Annotated in this window: 12 protein-coding genes; 11 read left to right on the top strand and 1 reads right to left on the bottom strand. The window is 32.4% G+C overall.

Translation table 11 applies throughout. From position 1 onward, the window contains the following. Positions 1 to 357 precede the first annotated feature (357 nt). The 9 genes from ACJJV4_RS02575 to ACJJV4_RS02535 all read left to right on the top strand — a co-directional run bounded on the left by ACJJV4_RS02575 (position 358) and on the right by ACJJV4_RS02535 (position 14,298). Positions 358 to 1,893, top strand: a complete 1,536-nt coding sequence (locus ACJJV4_RS02575) for an arylsulfatase (RefSeq protein ID WP_405291822.1) — start codon at positions 358 to 360, stop codon at positions 1,891 to 1,893. A 34-nt stretch (positions 1,894 to 1,927) separates the two neighbouring features. After that, positions 1,928 to 3,505 (top strand): sulfatase, encoded by a 1,578-nt coding sequence (locus tag ACJJV4_RS02570; RefSeq protein WP_405291820.1) that lies wholly within the window; start codon positions 1,928 to 1,930, stop codon positions 3,503 to 3,505. Between the two features lie 229 nt (positions 3,506 to 3,734). Then, the gene (locus ACJJV4_RS02565; protein WP_405291818.1) at positions 3,735 to 5,153 is read left to right on the top strand and encodes a sialate O-acetylesterase; all 1,419 of its coding nucleotides are present in this window, start codon (positions 3,735 to 3,737) and stop codon (positions 5,151 to 5,153) included. Between the two features lie 25 nt (positions 5,154 to 5,178). Beyond that, the gene (locus ACJJV4_RS02560) at positions 5,179 to 6,669 is read left to right on the top strand and encodes a sulfatase-like hydrolase/transferase (protein WP_405291816.1); all 1,491 of its coding nucleotides are present in this window, start codon (positions 5,179 to 5,181) and stop codon (positions 6,667 to 6,669) included. A 62-nt stretch (positions 6,670 to 6,731) separates the two neighbouring features. Beyond that, positions 6,732 to 8,249 (top strand): alpha-L-fucosidase, encoded by a 1,518-nt coding sequence (locus ACJJV4_RS02555; RefSeq protein WP_405291814.1) that lies wholly within the window; start codon positions 6,732 to 6,734, stop codon positions 8,247 to 8,249. Positions 8,250 to 8,256: 7 nt separating this feature from the next. Further along, complete coding sequence (locus ACJJV4_RS02550; RefSeq protein WP_405291812.1) at positions 8,257 to 9,684, top strand: sulfatase; 1,428 nt, start codon at positions 8,257 to 8,259, stop codon at positions 9,682 to 9,684. An 18-nt stretch (positions 9,685 to 9,702) separates the two neighbouring features. Beyond that, on the top strand, positions 9,703 to 11,298 hold the full coding sequence (locus tag ACJJV4_RS02545) for an arylsulfatase (RefSeq protein WP_405291810.1): 1,596 nt from the start codon (positions 9,703 to 9,705) through the stop codon (positions 11,296 to 11,298). A gap of 304 nt (positions 11,299 to 11,602) precedes the next feature. Beyond that, positions 11,603 to 12,406, top strand: coding sequence for a DUF1080 domain-containing protein (locus tag ACJJV4_RS02540; protein WP_405291808.1), 804 nt, complete (start codon positions 11,603 to 11,605; stop codon positions 12,404 to 12,406). Between the two features lie 74 nt (positions 12,407 to 12,480). Further along, on the top strand, positions 12,481 to 14,298 hold the full coding sequence (locus tag ACJJV4_RS02535) for an arylsulfatase (RefSeq protein ID WP_405291806.1): 1,818 nt from the start codon (positions 12,481 to 12,483) through the stop codon (positions 14,296 to 14,298). A 313-nt stretch (positions 14,299 to 14,611) separates the two neighbouring features. Here the strand turns inward: ACJJV4_RS02535 and ACJJV4_RS02530 are convergent, their stop codons facing one another. Then, complete coding sequence (locus tag ACJJV4_RS02530) at positions 14,612 to 15,190, bottom strand: RNA polymerase sigma factor (protein WP_405291804.1); 579 nt, start codon at positions 15,188 to 15,190, stop codon at positions 14,612 to 14,614. A gap of 129 nt (positions 15,191 to 15,319) precedes the next feature. Between ACJJV4_RS02530 and ACJJV4_RS02525 the strand changes: the two genes are divergently transcribed. Both ACJJV4_RS02525 and ACJJV4_RS02520 read left to right on the top strand, forming a co-directional pair. Further along, positions 15,320 to 16,468 carry a FecR family protein gene (locus ACJJV4_RS02525; RefSeq protein WP_405291802.1) on the top strand — a complete coding sequence of 383 codons (1,149 nt, stop codon included), beginning with the start codon at positions 15,320 to 15,322 and terminating at the stop codon, positions 16,466 to 16,468. Between the two features lie 158 nt (positions 16,469 to 16,626). Then, the gene (locus ACJJV4_RS02520) at positions 16,627 to 20,220 is read left to right on the top strand and encodes a SusC/RagA family TonB-linked outer membrane protein (RefSeq protein ID WP_405291800.1); all 3,594 of its coding nucleotides are present in this window, start codon (positions 16,627 to 16,629) and stop codon (positions 20,218 to 20,220) included. Positions 20,221 to 20,228: the final 8 nt, after the last annotated feature.

Raw genomic sequence — 20,228 nt, 5'->3', positions numbered from 1 at the left:
AGTGCGTATTTATATGTTTTCAATAACACTACATATGATCTGTGTTTGGCGTCATAAAGTAATTAATGTGTTTTTCTATTCTAATCTCATCGCTAAATAAATAATAATTTATGCTGGTTATTTATGTTTCTAATTAACGTTGGGAGCGTTCTTAGTCTAAAAAAAGCCTTATCAAAATCATATGTAGCATGAATCATTCAGTTTGGTGTTTTTACCACTCAAGAGCAACATTATATTTGTTTTACAAATTACAGTTCCAGATAAATGCTATGTATCTGCTTTTCTAAGTGGGTTTTATATAGTGAAAGAATATTAAATATCTGCTAACAAGTAGTATTGTAACTTAAAAAAAACATAATGAGAAAATTAATCGGACAATCTATTTTATTACCTGTTCTGCTTACTATAGCTATAAATGCTCAAGCACAAAATTCAAAATCTCCAAATATTATAGTGGTTCTTGCTGACGATATTGGTGTTGGTGATATTTCATCTTACCGAAGGTTGAGTAAAGGACAAATTGTTTTAGAAACGCCAAACATAGATAAGCTATCAGAACAAGGGGTAATGTTTACAAATGCTCATGCACCAGCTGCGCTTTGTGCAACATCAAGATATGCAATAATGACGGGGCAAAGTTGTTATCGAAGTTCTGCGCCATGGGGTGTCTGGGGGGCTTATAATAAATCGGCTATTGAGCCAAATCAATTAACCTTAGGACGATTAATGAAACAAGCAAATTATAAAACCGCTTTTCTAGGAAAATGGCACTTAGGCACAAGTTTCGCGAAAAAAGATGATCCGAACGAAATATTTGTAGAAAATAGAGGGAAACCAAGTATTAATGTGGATTTATCTAAAATTATATCGGGTGGTCCGGAGTCTTTAGGCTTCGATTATAGTTTTTGTTTACCTGCGGGTATTCAAAGCGTACCGTATTTAGCTTTTGAAAACAGCAAGTGGTTTCCTCTAAAGAAAGATTCAGAAATAGGGTTTGTGGATAAGATATTCATGGAACGATTAGGTTTGGAATTGGAGAAAAAGGAAGGCTTAGGAGATTCTAATTGGAATCCTAAAGATATAGGGCCACTATTGGCAAATAAGGCCGTCGATTACATTAAGGCTTATGCAAAAAGTAAGCAACCTTTCTTTATGTATTATTGCTCTCAAGCAGTACATACACCACATGCGCCAATAGATGAATTAAACGGAATAAAAATCGCTGGTACTACACCTTCTAAGCATATGGATATGATAAAAGAGTTAGACGTACAAGTCGGTATGATGGTAGATGAACTGAAAAAACAGGGTATTTACGAGAACACAGTATTTATTTTTACTTCCGATAATGGTGGATTACATGTGGATGGAAATACCTGGAATGCCCATCACGAGCCTAGCGATATTTATAGAGGTGCAAAAAATGATCCTTATGAAGGCGGGCACAGAGTTCCATTTATTGTGGCTTGGCCAGAAAAAGTTAAGTCTCAACTAAAATCGTCAAAGCCCGTTTTAGGATTGGATATAATGGCAACATTAGCGAGTATTACAAATCAAAATGAAGATTTTCAAGACTCTTTTAATTTAGAACCAATAATAACAAATAAAAAAAATAAGCACATTGCAGAACGTGACTTTTTAATAGTGCAAGGAGGAAGTAGAAAAGAAAGAACCATTATTAAGGATGGTTGGAAACTTATTGTACAATATGATAAAAAAGATAAAACCGATAAAACCAAAACACCTGTAGCTCTATTCGATTTAAACACGAATCTAACAGAAGATGAACGGTTTAATTTAATTCATAATAAAAAATACAAAACTAAAGTAAACGACCTGTTTAGGTTATTTAATAATGCTATTGAAAATAAAACCTCTTTGGTAGATTATTAGTGTATAGAAATTGTAGTATTTAAAATGTAAACATATGAGATTAATTCAAGTTATAAAGAGGCATAAACCTTCTGTTTTTTATAGTTTTTTAATGGGGTTTATACTTTCTATAGGAGCTCAAGAACGTCCAAATATTGTTTTTTTATTATCCGATGATCAAACAAGTATTGCAACAGGTTGTTATGGAAATGATCAAGTTGTTACACCAAACATGGATAATTTAGCCAAAGATGGCGTGATGTTTAAAAACCATTACAACACTACGGCTATTTGCATGGCAAGTAGAGCAACTGTAATGACTGGCATGTACGAGTATAAAACGGGGTGTAACTTTTTACACGGACCATTACATCCACAGAAATTTTTAAAATCGTATCCCGTAATTTTAAAAGAAGCAGGTTATTTTACTGGGTTTGCGGGTAAGTTTGGTTTCGCAGTAACCGAAGGTACAGATTGGGATGATAAAAATATTAAGGCAATTCCAAGCGATGCCTTTGATGTTTGGGGCGGTGGACCAGGTCAAACAGATTATCAAACGGCAAAAAATCAATCTATTGCGCACTATGCAGAAAAATATCCACATAGCACAAGAGCTTATGGTGCGTGGGCGAACGATTTTATAAAAACAGCTAAACAATCTGGAAAGCCATTTTGCATGTCTATTAGTTTTAAGGCTCCACATTTGCCTTTTAAACCAGATCAATATTTTGATTATGTATACAATGGTAAAACATATCAAAAACCGCCTAACTACGGCAAAGAAAAAGCTGGGCATTTGTCGCCACAATCTAAATCAGGTAGACAATATAACGAATATACGTTTTGGAGAGATTCCGAAGAAACTTATCAAGATGCCATCAAAAAATACAATCAGTTAATTCATGGTGTAGATTATGCTTTAGGAATGATTCGTAAATCTTTAGAAGAGCAAGGACTAAGCGGTAATACCATTATTATTTTTACTAGTGATAACGGGTATAGTTGTGGTGCACATAATTTTGGAGGTAAAGTATTGCCTTATGAAGAAGCTTCAAAATCCCCATTAATTGTATTCGATCCTAGAGAACCTCAAGAAAAGCGAGGAATGGTAATCGAGAGCATTACGGGTAATATTGATTTAGCTCCAACAATTTTAGAATATGCAGGCATTAAACCTCTAAAAAACATGGATGGTGAAAAGTTACAATGTATCATTGGGAAACCCAAAAAATATCAAAATAGAGCATTGACTTTAACAAATATGTGGGGAAATGATGAAATTCAAGAAATGGCTGTTGTTACCAAAGACTGGAAATATATTTATTGGCAATATGCTGATGATAGGATGCAACCTACAGAAGAATTGTTCCATATTGGAAAAGATAGATATGAGTTTGATAATTTAGCAAATGATGAGGTTTATAATAAGCGATTAAACGTTATGAGAAAGTTATATGATAAGGAGTATAACTATATGGTAAAGCACATGATGCAAGGAAATGATTACCCAAAGTATGAAGTTTTATTTAATAGAAATACTCTTGCTGTTAACAAAAAACCATTTTTAATAGGCACATATTCGGAAAGGAAGGCTGAAGAAGACCGAATTAAGAAAGATAAAAAGAAACTTTAAAACCGTGTTGCATATTATTAGCATTGATTTACTAGTTGTTTTTTTAAAATTTAATTGATTAAATAATACTTCGTTGTTGTGTTGCTTAAATCAATTATAGTATTTCAATGTTTTTAACCAAGAAGTCGCAATCATCAATTAAAATCATATGTGATATTAATTGATGATTGCGGTATCCTTATTTACTCCACATAATTATACTTTTAACCAAAGGAAATAATAAGAGTTCATGAAAATTAAGAAGTATAAAATAATAATAATAGCCATTTTTTTAATGGCATTTATATCTCATGCCCAAGTGAGTTTGCCAAACATCTTTAGCGATCATATGGTTTTACAAAGACATCAGGAAAACCTTGTTTGGGGAAAATCTAATATAGATGAAGAGGTTATAGTTTCAATAGCTGGTCAGGTTCTAAAAACTAGAGCCGATAAAAAAGGCGATTGGAGTGTGAAATTAAAACCAATGGATGCTGGAGGGCCATTTAAATTAATAATTCAAGCTTCTAATAAAATTACATATACAGATATTTTGGTTGGTGAGGTTTGGTTATGCACGGGGCAGTCTAATATGGCTATGAAACTTGAAGGTGGTCCAGGTCAGCATATAGAAGGTAGTAACCATGCGATATTAAATAGTACTAATTTAAACCTTCGCTTATTTACTGTTGACAGTGCTGTTAGTGATACACCTTTAGATGTTTTGGAAGGGAACTGGGAAACATGCAATCCTAAAACTTCAGCAAAATTTAGCGCTGTTGGTTATTTTTTCGGAAAAATGCTTCAAGAAAATTTGGGAATACCAATAGGTTTAATTTCTAGTAGCGTAGGAGGAACACCTGCACAAGCTTGGACATCAAAAGAGGTTTTAAGTATTGAGTTTCCAGAGTTTAATAAAGCATCTAAAATAGTTGAACCTACAAAACAACCGTCTGTTTTATATAACGGCATGATACATCCATTAATACCTTATGGAATTAAAGGAGCAATTTGGTATCAAGGAGAAGGCAATAGATGGAATCCCGAACAATACTCAAGGTTATTTCCTGCAATGATTAAAAATTGGAGAACCAAATGGAAACAAGGAAACTTTCCTTTCTACTTTGTGCAATTGGCTCCTTATGGATTTAAAAATATTGATGGTTGGGTTGGTGTTCAGCAGGCTCAGTTAAAAACCATGTTAACTGTCCAAAATACTGGAATGGCAGTTATTAATGATATAGGTTACAAAACACGAATACATCCTCCTAAAAAGAAAGAAGTTGGAGAACGTTTGGCTTTTTGGGCATTAAAAAAAGATTATAATATTGAAGGTATAACACATTCTGGCCCTATTTATAAATCAATGATAATAGAGGGAGGCAAAGCATTAATAAGTTTTGATGAAGCTCCTAGAGGCATAACATCTTTAGGTAAAATTTTAGATAATTTTGAGATTTCTGGAGCCGATGGCGTTTTTTATAAAGCAGAAGCTAAAATTCTGAATAAAGGCGAAATATTACAAGTTTGGAATGATGAAGTGGCAAGTCCCAAAAATGTTAGATATGGTTGGAATAGCTACATAGAAGGTAGTCTGTTTAATACTGCAGGGTTACCAGCTTCTAGCTTTAGTACAGAAACTTGGAATAGCATTTTAAATAGTAAATAATCAAAAAAGTAATTAATTATATAATATGAAAAATAAAATTCTATCGCTTCTAGTTCTTATAAGTTTAAATTCGTGTGCGCAAAAAAAGCACGTTTTAAAAGAAGAAATAGATAAACCAAATATTATTTGGGTTATTACAGATGAGCATAATTTTAGAACGCTAGGGTGTTATCGCGATTTAATGGCTTCTGATCAGGCTTTACAATGGGGTGCTAATGTTGTAGAAACACCTAATATAGATTGGTTGGCAGACAATGGGGCAATATTTACTAGCATGTATGCAAGTTCGCCAGTGTGCTCTCCTTCTAGATCTAGTATGTTTACTGGGCAATATCCGCAAACGGTTAATATGCAAATTAACAATAAGGTATTGGATAAAAGTTATCCAACCATTGCAAATGTTTTAAATAAAGAAGGGTATAAAACTGGTTATGTAGGTAAATGGCATTTAAGCGGAAATGATAAACCTGGTTGGTCTCCAACAGTTGCACATGGCTTCAATAGTAATAAATACATGTTTAATCGCGGGCATTGGAAGGTTTTTGGAATGGAAAAAGACGGAACACCATTTATTGCAGCCAAGAACAACAAAGGAGAACCTAGTTATGGAATGCAAGGTGCCAATAAAGAATCGTATTCTACAGATTGGTTGATGAATAGAACTCTAGATTTTATAGAAGAAAATAAAAAAGCACCATTTTTTTGTGTTGTTAGTTTGCCAGAGCCTCATGGTCCAGACGCTGTTAGGGCTCCTTATGATACAATGTATAAAGATATTAATTTTGATATGCCTAGAACATTTTTAGAAGCGCGTTCAGAACATGATCCGAAATGGAGAAAATTTGATAAACGCGTTAATGAACCTGAAAAGATGCAAAACATGATTTCTACATATTTTGGATCTGTTAAATGTATTGATGATAATGTAGGTAGATTAATTAATTCTTTAAAAGAGGATGGTATTTTGGAAAACACTATTATTGTTTTTTCTTCAGACCATGGAGATTTATTGGGAGAACATAATCAAATAAATAAAGGGGCTCCTTTTGAAGGTGCTGCTTTAATTCCATTTGTAATCTATCATGGTAAATCTATAAAGCCTGGTACTATAGTTAATAGTGCTGTGAATAATACAGATTGGATGCCAACAATTTTAAATATGGTAGGTGTTAAAAATAAACCAAAAACAGCAGGGAAAGATTTATCACCGCTTATGCAAAACGAGACAGAAACAGAATTGGGCAATGTTACTTTTAGCAGAATTCATAACAGTTGGTTAGCCGCAATTTCTGATAGATACAAATTAGTAATAGATATTTCAAAATCATCGGAACCTTGGTTAATAGATACAAAAATAGATCCGGACGAAATAATTAACTTTTATGGTAAAAGTGAATATAAAAAAGTGACTATTGAATTGGCTAAACAGATGAACAACTATATCATTAAACAAAGTGATCCATTTAAAGAAAACGTAGTATTTAATCAAAAACTCCAAAAGCTTTTAGTCTATTAATCTTTTATTGCACGTATGGGAAAGAGACAATAATTTAAGAAATACTAGAAACTACTACAACAATGAAAAATAGATTGTTAATAGGTTTAGTAGCCATATTTTCTGCATTAACCCTAAGTAATGCACAAGAGAAGTTTAAGCCAGAATGGGAAAGTTTAAAAAAGCACAATGCGGCACCAGAATGGTTTGCTGATGCCAAACTAGGAGTTTATTTTCACTGGGGAGTATATAATGTTCCTGCAAACGGAAATGAGTGGTATGGTCGTTTTATGTATGAAAAAGATCGTCAAAAATCTTGGGGTAAGGATATTTACGATTACCACACAAAAACGTATGGTAGAGATGTAGATTATCATGATTTTATTCCACAATGGAAAGCTGAGAAATTTTCCGCAGAACGCTGGGTCGATATGTTCCAAAATATGGGAGCTAAATTTATTGGTACTATAGCAGAACATCACGACGGTTTTTCTTTATGGGAAAGTAAAGTGAACCCTTGGAATTCCTTTGATAAAGGCCCAGGAATTGATGTGGTAAAAGAAATTGGTCAAGAAGTTAAGAAACGCGATTTAAAATTCATGACAACTTTCCACCACGGATTTCACATGCATTTTTATCCAAAAAAAGAGAACAGTTTTCTACGTCCTTTAAGTATGCATGCCGCAACTTATAAAAATCCAGAAGTTCCTCAAGGTGAAAAATACCGTATTCTTTACGGAAATACAACATATAAGGAAGAATGTGATATTTGGTTGGGTAAATTAAATGAAGTGATTGAATCTAGTTGTCCAGATTATATTTGGATGGATTTTGCTCAAGGATATATTCGAGAAGATTACCGTATGCAGTTTTTAGCTAATTATTTCAACAAAGCAAAAGAATTAAACAAAGATGTAGTTGTAAATACAAAAGGAGCATTTTTTCCAACCAATTTAGCTGTAGTTAATGTTGAAAGAGCAACTATGGAAGATATTACTGATGAGGTTTGGGTAACCGATTTTCAATTGGGTAGTTCTTGGGGTTATAATAAAGACAAACGTACTGCCGTTGATCCAAAAAAATTGATAAGAATTTTAGCTGAAGTTATCAGTAAAAACGGGGTGATGATTTTAGCTGCTGCACCAATGGCTGAAGGTGTTATTCCTGTGGAACAAGCCAAAACTATGGCAGAAATTGGAGCTTGGTTACAGTTATATGGAGAATCAGTTTACAATACACGTCCTTTTGTTGAATTTGGTCAAGGACCAACTAAAATGAGACGAAATCCAGAAGATGAATGGAATGATTATGGAGCTATTAAAGCTGGTTTAAACGATTTAAATAGTGAGGATGTGCGTTATACTAAAAATAGTAAAAACGTATATGCAATTCAATTAGGTTGGCCAGGTTCTAAAAAAGAAATTGTGCTTAAAACTTTTGCTGGAAAAGGCAAAGATTTAAAGGTTAAATCTGTTTCTGTTTTAGGTTCAAAAGAAAGAATTAGCTGGAAAAAAAAGAATGAAGGATTGGTAGTAACTTCTCCAATAAACAAGCCTGCTGAAGGTGATGCAGCCATAGTTTATAAAATTAAATTGAAATAATTGTTTTATGAAATATAGAATCCAAATTTTTATTTTTTGTTGTTTTCTAGGGCTGAAGACACTTAGTGCACAAGAGCAACCTAATTTTATTGTCATTTTTACTGATGATCAAGGGTATGAAGATTTAAGTTGTTTTGGTTCAAATAAATTGAAGACACCAAACATTGATAAAATGGCAAATGAGGGGATGAAATTAACGAGCTTTTATGTAGCTTCTTCAGTGTGTTCTCCTTCAAGAGCAGCTTTACTTACAGGGAGAATGCCAAAACGCGTAGGTGTTCCTGGAGTTTTATTTCCGAAGAAAAACGAAAAAGGACTTTCTACTGAAGAAATAACAATTGCAGAATTATTGAAAGAAAAAAATTATGCAACAGCATTAGTTGGGAAATGGCATTTAGGTCATGATAAAAAATATTTACCTTTAAATCAAGGGTTTGATTCGTATTTTGGAATTCCATATAGTAACAATATGTCAATTGCATCGGGAATTGATATTTCGCCAAACATAGTTTTTAATGATGGCTATACGCTCGAAAAAATGCATTCGGATATTAGTAGAGTTGAAGTGGAGTCTAAAAAAGGACCAAAAAATGCATTGAAAAATAAACCACCATTAATGAGAGGAAATCAAATTGTTGAGTATCCTACCAATCAAACAACTTTAACCGAAAGATATACGAATGAAGCAGTTTCATTTATTCAAAAGAATAAGGAAAAACCATTCTTTTTGTATTTGGCGCATTCGTTTCCTCACGTACCAATTTTTGTTGGAGATAAATTTAAAGGGTCAAGTGGAACAACACCTTATTATGATGCAGTTCAGGAAATTGATTGGAGTGTTGGTGAAGTTTTTAAAGCGTTAAAAGAAAATGGTTTGGATAAAAATACGATTGTGATTTTTACTTCAGACAATGGACCAAATAGTCACGGTTCAGCAAAACCATTAAAAGGAAGAAAATTTGACACGTATGAAGGAGGGCAAAGGGTTCCTGCTGTTTTTTGGGCGCCTAATAAAATTAAACAAGGAGTTGTAAGTGATGAAATTGTTTCTTCACTAGATATTTTTCCAACCATTGCGAAGTATGCTGGTATTTCTATGCCAAAAGGTAGAGTTTTTGACGGATATGATATTTCAAAGTTTCTGAAGGGAAAATCGAAAAAATCACCTCGTAAAGAAATGTATTTCTATGGTTCTAATTCAACTAAAATTGATGGAGTTCGTGTTGGTGATTGGAAATATGTAATTAATGGCTACAGAAAAACTTCTTGGAGAAAACTTACCAAAGAAGACACTAAAATCAAATTATTCAATTTGAAAGAGAATAAATCAGAGGCAGAGAATGTAATCGATTCAAACGCAAAAAAAGCAAAACAGCTTTTAAAGCAAATGACGCGTTACGATGCTAATTTAGAAAAAGATATTTCAAAAAAGTAATTCTAGAGAACTGTTATTATGACTGGTAAATTTTATTTATTGAGTGTGTTGTTAATTCTGTTATCAGTTCAATTCTATGCTCAAAAACAACCAAATATTGTTTTAATAATGGCCGATGATATGGGGTTTTCAGATATTGGTTGTTATGGAGGTGAAATTAAAACACCAAACCTTGATAAATTGGCAGAAAATGGAGTTCGATTTAGTCAGTTTTACAATAATGCCAGATGTTGCCCAACACGTGCAGCACTTTTAACTGGGTTGTATCCTCACCAAGCAGGAGTTGGAGGAATGGTTGGCCACGGTCACGGAGATTTAAGCAATAAAGCAGTTACAATTGCAGAAGCACTAAAAACAAACGGTTACCAAACCTATATGACTGGTAAATGGCATGTTGCAGATTCAAATACAAATGATGATATCCATAATTGGCCAAACCAAAGAGGTTTTGATGAGTTTTTTGGAACCATTAAAGGTGTTGGAAGTTACTTTGATCCATATACCTTAACCCACAATAATAAAGAGGTAAAATTAAAACCAGAAGATGAGTTTTATTATACCGATGCAATTTCAGATTCTACAGTAACTTTTTTAGATAGACATTTTAAAGAAAAAGCAGAAAAACCATTTTTCTTTTATGTAGCATATACTGCTCCACACTGGCCATTACACGCTTTAGATAAAGACATTGAAAAATATGAAGGTGTTTTTGATAAAGGTTGGGATGTATTAAGAGATGAACGTTTGGCGAGAATGAAGAAATTAGGAATTGTTCCTAGGAAAACCAAATTGAGTGAGCGCGATTTTCGTGGAAAAGAGTGGAAATCTGCTGAAAATAAAAAGTGGGAATTAGAAAGAATGAAAACCTATGCCGCCCAAATTGATAATATGGATCAAGGTATTGGAAGAATAGTTGATAAATTAAAAAAAGAAGGAGAGTTAGATAATACGTTAATTGTTTTTCTATCTGATAACGGAGGTTGTGCAGAAGTTTTAGAAGGTGTTGAACAATGGGTAAGTGAAAAAGAGGTTACAATAACTTTAAAAGGAGAGAAAATCACACCAGGATTAAAACCAAGCATAATGCCTGGACCTGCTACAAGTTATATGAGTTATGGTCCAAGTTGGGCAAATTTAAGTAATACACCTTACAGAAAATATAAAAAATCTGGTCACGAAGGTGGTTCAGCTACTCCGTTTATTATGCATTGGCCTAATAAGTTAATAAAGAAGAACAGCATAAAAAAGGACGTTGCTAGCATCATTGATTTAATGCCAACCATTCTCGATATTTCAAAAACGGATTATCCGACTTCATACAATGGAAATGAAATTCAGCCAATGGAAGGTTTAAGTTTAATGCCTGTTTTTGAAGGTGAAAACCTAGATAGAGATGAATGGTATATGGAGCACGGAAGGAATAAAGCATATAGAAAAGGAAGCTGGAAAATTGCTTGGTCAAGAGATAAGGATGGTCAAAAATGGGAGTTGTTTAATTTGAAAAAAGACCCAACGGAAAGAAAAGATTTAGCAGTTAAGTATCCAGATAAATTGAATGTAATGATTGACAGATGGTATGTATGGGCAAAAAGAGTTAAGGTTATAAAAAATTAAAAACAAATCAATGAAACAATATTTATAACTATCAATATTCCTGCTAACTAGTTTACTATTTACCGGAACTATAAAATCTCAAGAAACAGATTTTGTAATTCATACGGATATGAATACAGGGGGAATCCAAAAAATTATTGAAACGAATGAAGAGTTTTGATGCTGAATTAGAAAAAGATATTTCAAAAAAAAAACTATTAAACAGTTTTAATTATGAAGTATAAAATAGTAATAGTTATTTTGGGAATCACAACTTGTAAGTTCTATCATAGGAATATGTAAAATAATATTAAATTTTAAAAATATGTTTAAAACATCGAAGCTTAATAACACAGTGTTTTTTATAGCCTTAACCTTATCTTTTATAAGTTGCGGAAATATTAACAAGCCCAATTCCAAAGAATGGCAGACTTTATTCAACGGGAAAAATTTAAATGGATGGGTGGTAAAATTAAATCATCATGAATTAGGAGATAATTACGCAAATACTTTCAGGGTAGTTAATAACGTAATACAAGTAAATTATGATGGTTACAGCGAGTTTGGCGAACGTTTTGGCCATTTATTTTATCAAATACCTTTTTCAGCGTATCATCTTAAATTCGAATACCGTTTTACAGAACAATGGATGGATGAGGCTCCTAGCCATGCTTACCGCAATAGTGGTATTATGTTTCATTCACAAAATCCAAAAACTATTTTAAAAGATCAAAAATGGCCCATAGCCGTAGAGTTTCAATTTTTAGCCGAAGAAAAAGAAGGCGAGCCACGATCTACAGGAAATGCATGTAGCCCCGGAACTCACATTTATAAAGACGGTGTGCTTCTTAAGCCACATGTTACTAAGTCTACTGCTAAAAATTACAAATGGCATCAATGGATTAAAGGCGAGTTAATCGTGGATAAGCAATCTAATATCACACATATTATAGAGGGTGATACGGTATTACAATATTCTAATCCTATAATTGGAGGTCGCTCTATAGAGGGCTCTAATCCAGATCTTCAAATTGATGGTAAAGCAATAACTAGTGGGTTTATTGGTTTGCAGGCAGAGGGGCAAGGAGTGGAATTTAGGTCTATCACAATTAAAGATTTAATGCAATAAGAATAAAAAATAAAATAGTATAAATCTATTTCAAATTGAATTGAATTCAGATTAATAATTTTAAAGTAAATAGAATGAAAAGTGAGAATAAAAAAATTATAATAGTTGTACTACTAACATTGATAAGTGCATATTTTGGTAGAGTATTAGCGCAGCAAAAACCGAATGTAATTTTAATTATTACCGATGATCAAGGTTATGGTGATGTCGCTGCAAATGGCAATAAAATTATTAAAACCCCAAGTATGGATAAAATTCATAATGAAGGCATTCGTTTAACTAATTTTCACGCAGGAACTACTTGTGCACCTAGTCGCTCAGGTTTAATGACAGGTGCAGAAGGTAATCGAGCAGGCGTATGGCATACCATTGGAGGATGCAGTTTAATGAGAGATAAGTTTGCAATTATGCCTCAAGTATTTAAAGAAAGTGGTTACGCAACGGCTATGTTTGGAAAATGGCATTTAGGTGATGAGTATCCATATCGTCCAGAAGATCGCGGTTTCGATGAAACTGTTTACCATGGAGCAGGAGGAGTAGGGCAAACACCAGATTTTTGGAATAATGATTATTTTGATGATACGTATTTGCATAATGGAGAACCTCAAAAATATAAGGGTTACTGTACCGATGTGTTTTTTTCTGAAGCGCTAGATTTTATTGAGAACAAAAAAGATAAACCATTCTTTCTCTATTTATCTACTAATGCACCACACGGGCCTTATAATGTTCCCGAAGCGTATTTTAATTTATACAAAGAGGAACCTCTTCTTAATGAAGTGCAAAAAGCATATTATGGAATGATTACCAATATTGATGATAATATAGCTTTGCTTGAAAAAAAACTTGAAGTATTAGGAATAAAGGATAATACTATTTTAATTTTTACTACCGATAATGGTGCTGCATATCACACGGTTAAAGATGGCAAAAGCCAATACAAATATAATGCGGGAATGAATGGTTATAAGGGATCTGCTTACGAGGGGGGACACCGCGTTCCTTTCTTTATAAGGTGGAAAGATGGTAAATTAATAGGCGGACATGATGTTAACCAATTGGCTATGAATTACGATATTCTTCCAACTTTAACTAATTTATGTGGTTTAAACAAAATACCGAACACTGGATCCGACGGTCGAGATTTAACACCACTATTAAAGAAAGAAGTTCAAGATTGGTCGCAGCGATATTGCGTTGTTGATAATAACCGTTTTCAACAACCTGTAAAATGGAAAAATTCGGCAGTAATGGATAATACTTGGCGATTAATAAATGGTAAAAAATTATTTGATTTAAATAAGGATCCCGGACAAACTGAAGATATTGCAGTTATGCATCCGCAAAAAGTAGAAGAAATGAAGGCGGCTTATGAACGTTGGTGGGCGTATACCTCTCGTGATTTTAGTCATTACGAAGCCTATAAAATAGGTAGTCCGCAAATAAAAGAAACTATAATTACAGCTCATGATTTGCATACAATTGCTCCAGTAACTTGGAATCAATCTTACATTAGAGATCCCTATAGCTCTAAGAAACCAGCCATGGGTAATGGTTATTGGATGGTTGATGTTCAGCAAGAAGGAGCTTACCAAATAGAACTAAGGAGATGGCCTAGGGAATCCAAACTAAAATTTAATGATACTACACCCATTTTAGGCAAGGAGTCTGAATGGTATGATGCAAAACCAGCAGGTATCGTGATTGATATAGAAAAAGCAATTTTAGATATTGAAGGGCTTCATTTGGAAGAACCCGTCAATATGGTAGATAACAAAGTATTATTCAAAGCTTATTTATCAGAGGGTAGGCAACGTTTACAAGCAGCTTTTGTTAACAAGGAAAATATTGACTTTGCAGCTTTTTATGTGTATATCAAAAAAATAGAATAGTTTAAAATTTAATTCAAGCCTTTTAAAAACATATAAACTAAGCTGAGATATAACTTCAATTTAGGCATATATAAGCGCTTAAAATAATCGCAATCTATTTTTCTAACATATTACACCAAAAAAATAAACCCCGTAAACCAAATGTTTACGGGGTTTTGCGGAGAAAGATGAACTACACATAATCTAATTTTTGTAGTATTGATAAGTGATAACTAAATGTTTTAGTTTTTACGTACCAAATTAAGTTTTATAGGGATGGTTATAAAATGAACAACCCTAAAAACTTTGAAAATAGATTTTACTAAGTATTATTTTAGCCTCTAAAAGGGTGCAATAATTTATTTATAAACACAAAAAATAGCTTATCGCTCTCAAAACCTTCTCGTATTTTCTGAAAAGCTATACGCATTTGAGCCTCTACAGTTTTTATAGAAATACCCATTTTTACAGCTATCTCCTTATACTTAATTCCTTGAATCTTATTCATTTTAAGAATCTCTTTACATTTAGGAGGTAGAGATTCTATAATTTCGTTCATTCTTTTAATACGGTTATCTAAAGCTTCTTTATCTTCTTCTATTCTATCTCTCAAGGCTTTTTCATATATAGAATCTAAAAGCTTTGTTTGCTTTTTTTGTTTTTTCATACTATCAACATATCTATTGTGAGCTATAGCATACAAATAATTTTTTGGTGATTTTACTTCAAGTAATTTTTCCCTGTCTTTCCATAAGTCTACAAAAGTTTGTTGCACAATATCTTCTGCACTCATTTTATTATGTGTATAAATAATAACATAAGCTACAAGTCTATCATAATAGAGATTAAACAAATAACTAAATGCTTTTTTATCACCTTCTTTAAACGCCTTTACAGCATCTTTTTCTGTCATATGAAAAAACTTTTACCCAAAGGTTAAAAAAAAAATAAAATTTTTTAGGGGTTTTTTAAAATTTTAAAGCATAATAATAAAGGAATATTATAAAAGGTTGTTAAATCGAATAAAATTCGTTAAAAAAATATGAAATCCCACATCTCTAAACTTTTAGAAGGCACCATTTCAGAATCTGAAATTATAGAACTTAACTCTTGGTTAAAAGATTCTAAAAATAAATCTATTCTTGAAGCTTATATAAAAGATTATCACGATTTAAACTTAGCTATTTTAGAAAACAATATAGATGAAGCATTTAAGAATGTAACAGACAAAATAGAAAACACAAAAACACCTGTAAAAGTTTTACCTTTTTATAAAAAGAGTTTCTTTAAATATGCAGCAGTAATGCTACTATTTCTTTCTGCTGGTTACTTTTATTTAGATAAAATAAACCAGTTTAATAACACACCTATTATAGTTAACAATAATATTGAAATAGGAACAGATAAAGCGACCTTGACATTAGGAGACGGAACCAACATTACTTTAGAAAAAGGGTTACAATATATATCACAGAATATAGAAAGTAATGGTGAAAAGATTATTTATAAATCTTCTAAAAAAACAAAACCAGAAATCGCTTATAATTATTTAACCATTCCAAGAGGGGGCCAGTACCATTTATACCTTTCAGATGGTACCCAAGTCTGGTTAAACTCTGAATCTAAACTTAAATACCCTACATTATTTATAGATGGAGAAATACGCAATGTAGAATTAGTATATGGAGAAGCTTATTTTGTTGTATCATCAAGTACAAAACATAATGGGGCTAAATTTAAGGTACTAACAAAGACTCAAGATGTAGAAGTTCTTGGAACAGAATTTAATATTAAAGCATATAATAATGAAAATGCTATTTACACAACATTAGTTGAAGGTAAGGTAGCAGTGAGTAATGGCAATGTATTTAAAGTTTTAAAACCTGAACAACAATCTATAATTAATCAATCTAATTCTGGTATTGCAGTTAATTCTGTAGATATTTTTACAGAAACCTCATGGAAAAGAGGCGTCTTTAGTTTTAAAGGAAAACCCTTAAAAGAGATTTTTAAAGTCTTATCGCGTTGGTATGATTTTGATTTTATAATTGAAAATAAAAATTTAAATGCTATTACTTTTAAAGGCGTTTTAGGAAGAAATCAAAATATTGAAGAAGTCATGTCGGCAATAAAAAACTCAAGTATAATTAACAATTACGAAATACATGATAAAACGATAACAATAAAATAAAAAACAAAGGGATAAAGTGTTGACCGTGGGAAGTTTTGTGCTTCATCCCTTTTACTTATTACTAATTAATTTTTAACTAACTAATAACATGTAAATTTATGAAAATTAAATTAACCAATGTTCTTTTCTTTTTTAGAAAAAAACTTTTAATCGTCATTATGAGATCATTTATATTCTTATTCTGTGTTGCTGCATTTAGTCTCTCACCCTTAGATGTCGCATCTCAAAATTCAAAAATTAAGATTAAAACAGACAAATCTCTTACTGTTGATGAAGTTTTTGATCTTATCATGAAGCAAACAGATTACAAATTTGTCTATCAAGAAGGCATTTTTGACAAACATCCAAGTATTGATTTAAAAAAAGGAGTTATAAGTACCAATAAGCTGTTACAAGAAAGCTTAGACAGTGATGATTATAATCTAGTATTATCAGAAAACAACACCATTCTAATCAAAAAGAAATCTATTATTAGTAGCTTATTTCAAAGGCAAAAGGTTTCTGGGAAAATTACAGATGCAAATGGGCTACCAATAGTTGGGGCTACCATTTTAGTTAAAGGTACAACAACAGGAACTATTAGTAATTTTGATGGTAGCTATAGTATAATTATTCCGCCTACAGACAATGTATTGGTTGTTTCTTTTGTAGGTTATCAAAACCAAGAAATTCTTGTTGGAAATAAAACCATTATTAATATCATTCTAAAAGAAGAACTAAATACACTTGATGAAGTGGTTATTACAGGGTATCAAAAACTATCTCTAAATCAATCTACGGGTTCGGTTTCTAAAGTTAAAGGCGAAGACATTGTAAAAAGAGGGCGTTCTAATTTAATTAGTGCTCTAGAAGGAAAAATAGCAGGCTTAGGTGTAACTGCAGATATTAACAATGAAGGAGGCTCTAAAATAGATATTAGAGGAATAAGTACGGTTAATGGAAACTCTTCTCCTTTAATAGTAATTGATGGTTTTCCCACCCAAATAGATATTACACAAATTAATCCTTACGATATTGAGTCTGTTACCGTTTTAAAAGATGCTGGAGCAGCTTCAATTTATGGAGCACAAGCTGCTAACGGTGTTATTGTTATAACAACTAAAAAAGGTGAAAAAGGAACTTTAAATATAAATTATACTCAAAACATCACTGTTAATCAAAAACCAGATGTAAGATATAGATTAAACAGGTTAACAGGATCTGATTTAGTTGACGCACAAATTAAAGCTACTGAAAACCTTGCTCCTTTTGTATCTTTTCACTCTTATCAATACGAATTAGATAATGCTTTTTTACCTCCCGCATTCATTTTCCCAATTGCTCAAGCACGTACTCAAGTATTTAATGCTATGGCAAATTTGAATGATGGTGTTATAACACAAGCAGAAGCAGATGCTATTATAAACCCGCTACGCAGTATAGATAACACTAACCAAATACAGGATTACTTTACTCAAAGCCCATTTGAGCAACAACACAACCTTAGCATTAGTGGTGGAGGAGAAAACAATGTATTTAGAGCTACTTTAAACTATACCAGTAATAAAACATCGTTTGTAGGTAATAAACAAGACCGTATATTATTTGATTTTCAAAACAGTACAGACATCTCTAAAAAAGTTAAACTAGATATTAATGGTAATGTAACCATAAACGATAACAAATCTATACCTTACAATAGAGATATTGTTTTTGGTCAGATTAGTCCTTATGAGTTATTCGCAGATGCTTCAGGCAACCCTTTACCAGTTACTGTTGGTAACATAGGTGAGTTTTACTCAGTAAATACTGGAGGATTATTTGGAGGAAAAGACCCTATTGAAATTCAACGTTTAATCGATTTAGGCTTATATGATGAAACGTATTACCCATTAAGAGAACTCAACAACTACAGTAATAAGGCAAATAATTTAAACACACGCTTACAAGCTATGCTTCATGCAGACTTAGCCAAAGGTTTAAAAGCTACTGTAGGTTTTCAATATCAAATATCTGCTAACAGAAATACCAATATTTCTACAGAAGACTCTTTTGAAATGAAATCGCTTATTAACAATACCGCGTCAAGTAATTTTAATGGAGATAACACAACATTAATTATTCCAAGAGGAGGTAGACTTATTGAAACACGTGGAGATACTCGTTCTTATACGGGACGAGTACAATTAGATTACGAAACCAGCTATAAAAAACATAATTTTAGAGCGCTCGCTGGTACAGAAATTAGGCATTTATTCAGTTCTTCTATAACGACAGATCGTTTCGGGTATAACGAAAAATCTTTAAATACTGTTCCTGTAAATAAGTATACCTATGGTACTGATGGTCTTGCTCAAACCCTCACCGGTACAAACTATCCTATATTTGGCTTTATATCAGGAGGATTAACCTTTTATGATGATATTTCAGAAAACACCGACAGGTTTTTCTCTGCCTATGGGAATTTTAGTTATGATTTTGATAATAAATATGTGCTTACAGGTAGTGTTCGTTTAGATCAATCTAACCTTTTTGGAACAGACCCTAAATTCAGGTATAAACCATTTTGGTCTGTAGGTGGAAAATGGAATATACATGAAGAAGACTTTTTTAATATTGATGCCATAGATAGATTATCTTTAAGAGCCTCTTATGGTATTAATGGAAATATTGCTAATCTTAATGGTCCTTTTAATGTTGCTCAACTTGGCATATCAGGAAGAGCTGGGTTTATAGAAGGTGCAGAAATTATTTCTCCTGCTGTTAAAAACTTAAGATGGGAACGTACTGCTACTAGTAATTTTGGTGTAGACGTATCTATGTTAAAAAACCGTGTGGCCTTAAGTCTAGATTATTACAGAAAGAAAACATCAGATATTTTTGCTTCTGGGAGAAATAACCCAATAAACGGAGTAAACAGAATATTAAGAAATGATGCAACAATAACTAATGATGGTTTTGAAGTCTCATTAAACACTAGAAATATTACATCTAACAATTTTAATTGGTCTAGCACACTTGTATTTAGACACAATAAGAATAATGTAGAAAAAATTAATGTTCAAGAACGTTTTGCCACTTCCTTTGTTACCAGCCCTAGAAACCAAACTGGTAATCCTGCAAATGGTTTATATGTCTTTGATTGGGCAGGTATAGATAACGAAGGAAATGCTACTGTAAAAACTAAAGATGGTGAAATAGTAACTTTAGCTGGATCTTTTAATGTAGGCGGGGATGAATTAATTAGAGAAGATTTAGTTTACGCAGGAACTATTAATCCTACATTCACAGGTGCTATAACCAATAATTTAAACTATAAAAACTTTAATTTGTCCTTTATATTTGTTACAAATCAAGGGCACAAACTACTAAAAGACTCTTATAACGGAGAAACCTCTCCTGGTCAACCACAAAATATAAATACAGATGCTCTTTTTGCTTGGAATGCTCCTGGAGATGAAACATCAACAGATATTCCTCAAATAGGAAAATCAGGAATTGTTGCCTCTACAACAGCAGTTGCTAAGTATAGTACAAAGAATGTTATTGATGGTGGTTTTGTAAGATTAAGAGAAGTACTCCTTAGTTATACCTTACCACAAGATGCTATAAAGGCAATAGGCGCTAAAAACGCTAGTATTAACTTAAGAGGAAATAACTTATGGTTAAGCACTAAAAATAACGAAGGGATTGATCCTGAAGCTCATGGATATGGCGTACGATATTTCCCGAGACAAGCTTCATTTACTTTTGGTGTCAATGTTAACTTTTAAAATGAAAA

The organism is Algibacter sp. Ld11, assembly GCF_045066735.1.
Taxonomy (GTDB): domain Bacteria; phylum Bacteroidota; class Bacteroidia; order Flavobacteriales; family Flavobacteriaceae; genus Algibacter.
The sequence above is the reverse complement of the archived record's forward strand: the minus strand, read 5'-3'. Positions and strand labels throughout refer to the sequence as shown.